The 5,271-nt window shown below is 74.1% G+C and carries 3 protein-coding genes and 1 other RNA gene; 3 read left to right on the top strand and 1 reads right to left on the bottom strand.

Features of this window, described 5'->3' with window-relative positions:
* The first annotated feature begins 146 nt into the window (after positions 1-146).
* The 3 genes from ABZ495_RS36680 (at position 147) to rnpB (ending at position 3,713) form a co-directional block, all read left to right on the top strand.
* Positions 147-1,598, top strand: a complete 1,452-nt coding sequence (locus ABZ495_RS36680) for an RNB domain-containing ribonuclease (protein ID WP_359840330.1) — start codon at positions 147-149, stop codon at positions 1,596-1,598.
* A gap of 203 nt (positions 1,599-1,801) precedes the next feature.
* Positions 1,802-3,301: a DHA2 family efflux MFS transporter permease subunit gene (locus ABZ495_RS36675; protein WP_359840328.1), complete on the top strand. Its 1,500-nt coding sequence runs from the start codon at positions 1,802-1,804 to the stop codon at positions 3,299-3,301.
* 13 nt (positions 3,302-3,314) lie between these two features.
* Positions 3,315-3,713: RNase P RNA component class A (gene rnpB / locus ABZ495_RS36670), an RNA gene on the top strand.
* Positions 3,714-3,905: 192 nt separating this feature from the next.
* Here the strand turns inward: rnpB and ABZ495_RS36665 are convergent.
* Positions 3,906-5,168 carry a transcriptional regulator gene (locus ABZ495_RS36665; RefSeq protein ID WP_359840326.1) on the bottom strand — a complete coding sequence of 421 codons (1,263 nt, stop codon included), beginning with the start codon at positions 5,166-5,168 and terminating at the stop codon, positions 3,906-3,908.
* Positions 5,169-5,271 lie beyond the last annotated feature (103 nt).

Below are 5,271 nucleotides of genomic sequence, written 5' to 3'. Positions count from 1 at the left end.
GCGGCCACGACCGCCTGGGGGCGCCCGCCCCCCCGGGGGGGGGCGGGGTGCCACACAGCCTCCGGGGGGCCGCCCGGGCGCGGCCGGCGGCGCGCCCGGCCGCCGACGTCCGCCCGGAATCACCCGATTCGCCCTACGCTGCCTGCATGCCACGCCGAAAACTGCGCGTCAAAGCCGCCGACTCGGCCCGGATCAACGCCGAACTGGCCGAGCTGCGCGCCCGCCTGGAGATCCGTACCGAGTGGCCGGAGGCCGTGCTCGCGGAGGCCGAGCGGGCCGCCGAGTCGCCGCGGCTGCCGGAGTACGACGCGACCGACCTCCCGCTCTTCACCGTCGACCCGCCCGGCTCCCGCGACCTCGACCAGGCCATGCACCTGGCCCACCGGCCCGGCGGCTACCGGGTGCACTACGCGATCGCCGACGTCGCCGCCTTCGTCCGCCCCGGCGGCGCGATCGACGCCGAGGCCCGCCGCCGCATCCAGACCCTCTACTTCCCCGACCACCGCGTCCCGCTGCACCCGGCCCGGCTCAGCGAGGACGCCGCCAGCCTGCTGCCCGGCGAGACCCGCCCAGCCCTGCTCTGGCAGCTCGACCTGGACACCGACGGCGCCGTCGTCCTCGCCGACCTGCGCCGCGCGCTGGTCCGCTCGCACCGCCGGCTCGACTACGACGACGTCCAGCGGGCCGTGGACGCCGGCGGCGCCGACGAGCAGCTCGCCCTGCTCGCCACCGTCGGCCGGCTCCGCGAGGAGCAGGAGCGGGCCCGCGGCGGGATCAGCCTGCCCGTCCCCGAGCAGGAGATCGAGGAAACCCTGCACGGGTACGTCCTCGGCTACCGCGCGCTCGGTCCCGCCGACGGCTGGAACGCCCAGATCTCCCTGCTCACCGGGACCGCCGCGGCGGACCTGATGCTGGACGCCGGCGTCGGCCTGCTGCGCACCCTGCCCGCCGCGCCCGCCGCCGCGTACGAGCGGCTGCGCCGCACCGCCCGCGCGCTCGACATCACCTGGCCGGACGACCTCCCCTACCCGGACCTCGTCCGCTCGCTCGACCCCGGGGCCCCGCTGCACGCGGCCTTCCTCAACGAGTGCACCGGACTGCTGCGCGGGGCCGGCTACCGGGCCTTCGACGAGGCCCGGGGCCTGCCCGCCCCGGCCGACCCGGTGCACGCCGCGCTGGCCGCCCCGTACGCGCACTGCACCGCGCCGCTGCGCCGGCTCGGCGACCGCTTCGCCCAGGAGGTCTGCGCGGCCGTGGCCGCCGGCGAGGAGGTGCCGGACTGGGTCCGGGAGGCACTGCCCGGCGTCCCCGCCCTGATGGCGGCCGGGGACCGCCGCTCGGCCGAGGTCGAACGGGCCTGCGTGGACCTGGTCGAGGCGGAGCTGCTGGCCGGACGGGAGGGCGAGGACTTCCCCGCGGTGGTCATCGACGTGGACGAGCAGCGGCCCGCGCGCGGCACCGTCCAGCTGCGCGAACCCGCCGTCCGGGCGCGCTGCGAGGCGGCGGGCGGGGCGGTGCTCCCGCTCGGCGGCCGGATCGTCGCCCGCCTGACGCAGGCCGACCCGGCCACCCGCACCGTCCGCTTCGCCGCGCTCTGAGGCGTTCTGACGCGCGTTCCGACGCCCCCGCGCCGGACCCCCGCGCCGGACCCCCGCGCCGGACCCCCGCGCCCGGGCCTCCGCGCCCGGGCCTCCGCCCGGACGGGCCGGACGGTCCGGAACGCCCGGCCCGTCCGGGGCCGCGCCACCCGGACGGGCCGATCCACCGCCGCCCCGGGGCGCCCGGGTGGGAGGATCGACCCGTGGCCGAACCGACCTCCCTCCCCGCGCCGTCCGCCGACCCGGGCCGGCGCCGCAGGCTGCTGATCCTCGGGATCTGCTGCCTGAGCCTGTTCATCGTCGGGCTCGACAACACCGTGGTGAACATCGCCCTCCCGGCGATCCAGCAGGATTTCGAGGCCCCGGCCTCCGGCTTGCAGTGGATCATCGATGCCTACACCCTGGTGCTGGCCTCGCTGCTGATGCTGTTCGGCTCGGTGGCCGACCGCTTCGGCCGCCGCCGGGTGTTCCAGACCGGTCTGCTGCTCTTCGTGCTCGGCTCGCTGCTCTGCAGCCTGGCACCCAGCCTGGAGTGGCTGGTGGTGTTCCGGGCGGTGCAGGCCGTCGGCGGCTCGATGCTGAACCCGGTGGCGATGTCGATCATCACCAACACCTTCACCGAACCGCGCGAGCGGGCCCGGGCGATCGGCGTCTGGGGCGGGGTGGTCGGCATCTCGATGGCGCTCGGCCCGCTGCTCGGCGGGTTCCTGGTGGACATCGCCGGCTGGCCGGCGATCTTCCTGATCAACGTCCCGGTCGGGCTGGTCGCCTGCCTGCTGACCGCCCGTTACGTCCCCGAGTCGCGCTCGCCCCGGCCCCGCCGGCTGGACCCGGTCGGCCAGGTGCTGATGGTGGTGCTGCTCGGCTGCGGCACCGCCGCGATCATCGAGGGCCCCGAGCACGGCTGGACGTCCCCGCTGATCCTCGGGCTCGGCGTGGCCGCCCTGGCCGCGCTGGTGGCCTTCCCGTTCTGGGAGCTGCGGGTGACCGAGCCGCTGGTCGACCCGCGGTTCTTCCGCAGTGCGCCGTTCACCGGAGCCACCGTCACCGCGGTCTGCGCCTTCGCCGCGCTCGGCGGCTTCCTCTTCCTCAACACCCTGTACCTGCAGAACGTCCGGCACTACAGCCCGGTCGAGGCGGGCCTGTGGACGCTGCCGATGGCCGGGATGATGCTGGTCTGCGCGCCGCTCTCAGGCCGGATCGTCGGCGGCCGGGGGCCGCGCGGCCCGCTGGTCGCGGCGGGTCTCGGCCTCGCCGCCAGCGGGCTGCTGCTCACCCGGCTCACCGCCGACTCCCCGCCGGGCCTGCTGCTGGCCGCCTACGCGCTGTTCGGCTTCGGCTTCGGCATGGTCAACGCGCCGATCACCAATGCCGCCGTCTCCGGGATGCCGCGCGCCCAGGCGGGGGTGGCGGCGGCGGTCGCCTCGACCAGCCGGCAGGTCGGTCAGTCGCTCGGCGTCGCGGTGATCGGCACGGTGGTCACCTCGGCCGTCGTGGGCCCGGTCGCCACCGGCTTCGCCCCGGCCAGCCACGCCGGCTGGTGGATCGTGACCGGGCTGGGCCTCGCGATCCTCCTCCTCGGGCTGGTCACCACCACGGCCTGGGCCACCGGCACCGCCACCCGGGTGGCCGCCCGCCTCGGCGGCGACCCGCCCCTCGTCCGGGCCGGGGTACGGGACGCCCCGCCCGAGCGGTTACGATGACCACTACGGCGGAAGAGCCGGCCGGGCGGTCGCGACGGGTCCTCAGGGCCCGCCGAGGAACGTCCGGGCTCCACAGAGCAGGGTGGTGGGTAACGCCCACCCGGGGTGACCCGCGGGACAGTGCCACAGAAAACAGACCGCCCACCGCTTCGGCGGCGGGTAAGGGTGAAACGGTGGTGTAAGAGACCACCAGCGACCGGGGTGACTCGGCCGGCTCGGTAAACCCCACCTGGAGCAAGGTCAAGATCGGTGCCCCCGGGCACCGTGCGCGGATGTTCGAGGGCTGCTCGCCCGAGTCCGCGGGTAGACCGCACGAGGCTGTCGGCAACGGCAGTCCTAGATGGATGACCGCCTCCCCGGGCCGCGCGAGCAGCCCAGGAGACAGAACCCGGCGTACAGGCCGACTCTTCCGTCGTTGACCTAGAAGAGGCCCTCTGATCTGCAATCTCGCAGGTCAGAGGGCCTTTTCGCATCTCAAAGCCTTGTAACCGCCCGCTGACCCTTCGTGTCCATCGCGGCCTCTTTCTGGGTGCTGTGTGGCGATTGAGTGGCGGTGAGAACGGTCGAAGCAGCCGCCCAAGAGCCCCCGGTAACCTCGTCGCAGCTAGCTGGCCAGCGCCTCCCCGAGCAGCGCGTACGGCCGACCGGTGAGCCGGCGATGCAGCGTCTCGGTGCGGGAGCGGATCAGGCCCTCACGGTAGGCGGCCGGCAGCCGCTCCCACACCCCGGACGCCATCTCCGCCGCACCGGTCGGGTCGCCGTCGACGCCGAGGCATGCGGCGGTGTCCACTGCCAGCAGGGCGCGCGCCATTACCGACGGAGAGTCCGTGAGCGCCAGGGCGTCCTCCTGTGCCTGGTAGGCGCTGCCCGTGTCGCCCAGCAGCGTGTACGCCTGCGACAGGTGCACGTGGTGCTTCTGCCCGGGGTAGCCGAACCAGGTGTCAGCCGCCTCGGCGCCCTCCAGCCGTTCCGCCAGATTCCGCACGTCGTCCACTGCTCGCCGGGCCGCTTCGCGGTCGCCGGAGGCTGCCAGAGCCCGCGCTGTGACGGCTGCAGCGAGTGCTCCGGCCGCCGTCGGGCTGCTCCCCGCCTCCTGCCGAGCCTGCTCGGCGATCCGAGCGGCAGCCCCAGGAGCGCCGTAGTTGAGCGGGACCATGGCATGCCGGGCCAGCACCCACGCGATCATCCGCTGATCACCGGACTCCCGCGCGGCCTGCTCGGCGGTGGCGAACCACCGGTAGGCGTCGCGCTGGTCACCGCGATCGTGCTGGACGATCGCCACCAAGCCCGCAATGCCTGCTGCCGTCCGGGCGAGGTCTGCGCGGGTACGCGCCGGGTGAGGGCGGTTCAGCACCTCACCCAGCAGATCGAGATCGCTCATCATCTCGGCCAGCACCGCCTCCGGTGCCCGGCCACGGTAGCCACCCCGGTGTCGCTCGAACGCCGATTCCAAGTAGGCGAGATCGCCCTCTCCGGATGACCTGAGCGCGGCGGTGATCCCCTCGTGGGCCTGTGCCATGCCGGGCAGCGCGACGAGGCCGGTGGCTGCTCCTATTCCTGCTCCGATGAACTTCCGCCTGTCCACGCTGTTGCCCTTCGTGCTGCGCTCACTCCGGTACCGCCGGGAGGCGGCGGCGGCCTCGGCCACCTGGCCCACGGTCAGACCGTAGGCGTCGGCGATCCCCTGGTACGAGGGTTTCTGCGGAATTCGCTTCTCGGTTTCCCACCGCTTGATGGTCTCCCAGTCGCACCACTCGCCACTTGCGGCGGCGACTAACGCGGCCTGCTCGGCGCGCGTCTTCTTCGGATGCGCCTCGCGGATCTCCCGCAACAGTCGGCCGATTCCGTCCAGGCTGACACCGCTCACCTGCGGCCTCCTAGGGCCTGTGTGATGTTGTGATCAGTGGAGCGGTCGTACGAGGTCGTCTATCCAGATCATCGAGGCGCGGAGGTGAAGGCCTGCGAGGTAG

Origin of the sequence: Kitasatospora sp. NPDC005748 (assembly GCF_040630735.1) — a bacterium.
In the GTDB taxonomy this organism is placed as follows: domain Bacteria; phylum Actinomycetota; class Actinomycetes; order Streptomycetales; family Streptomycetaceae; genus Kitasatospora.
Note: the sequence above shows the minus strand (reverse complement) of the source record. Positions and strands in the feature narration are given on the sequence as shown.

Coding starts and splice junctions, on each gene's coding strand:
- ABZ495_RS36680 (WP_359840330.1), top strand. CDS start 147: ATGCCACGCCGAAAACTGCGCGTCAAAGCCGCCGACTCGGCCCGGATC.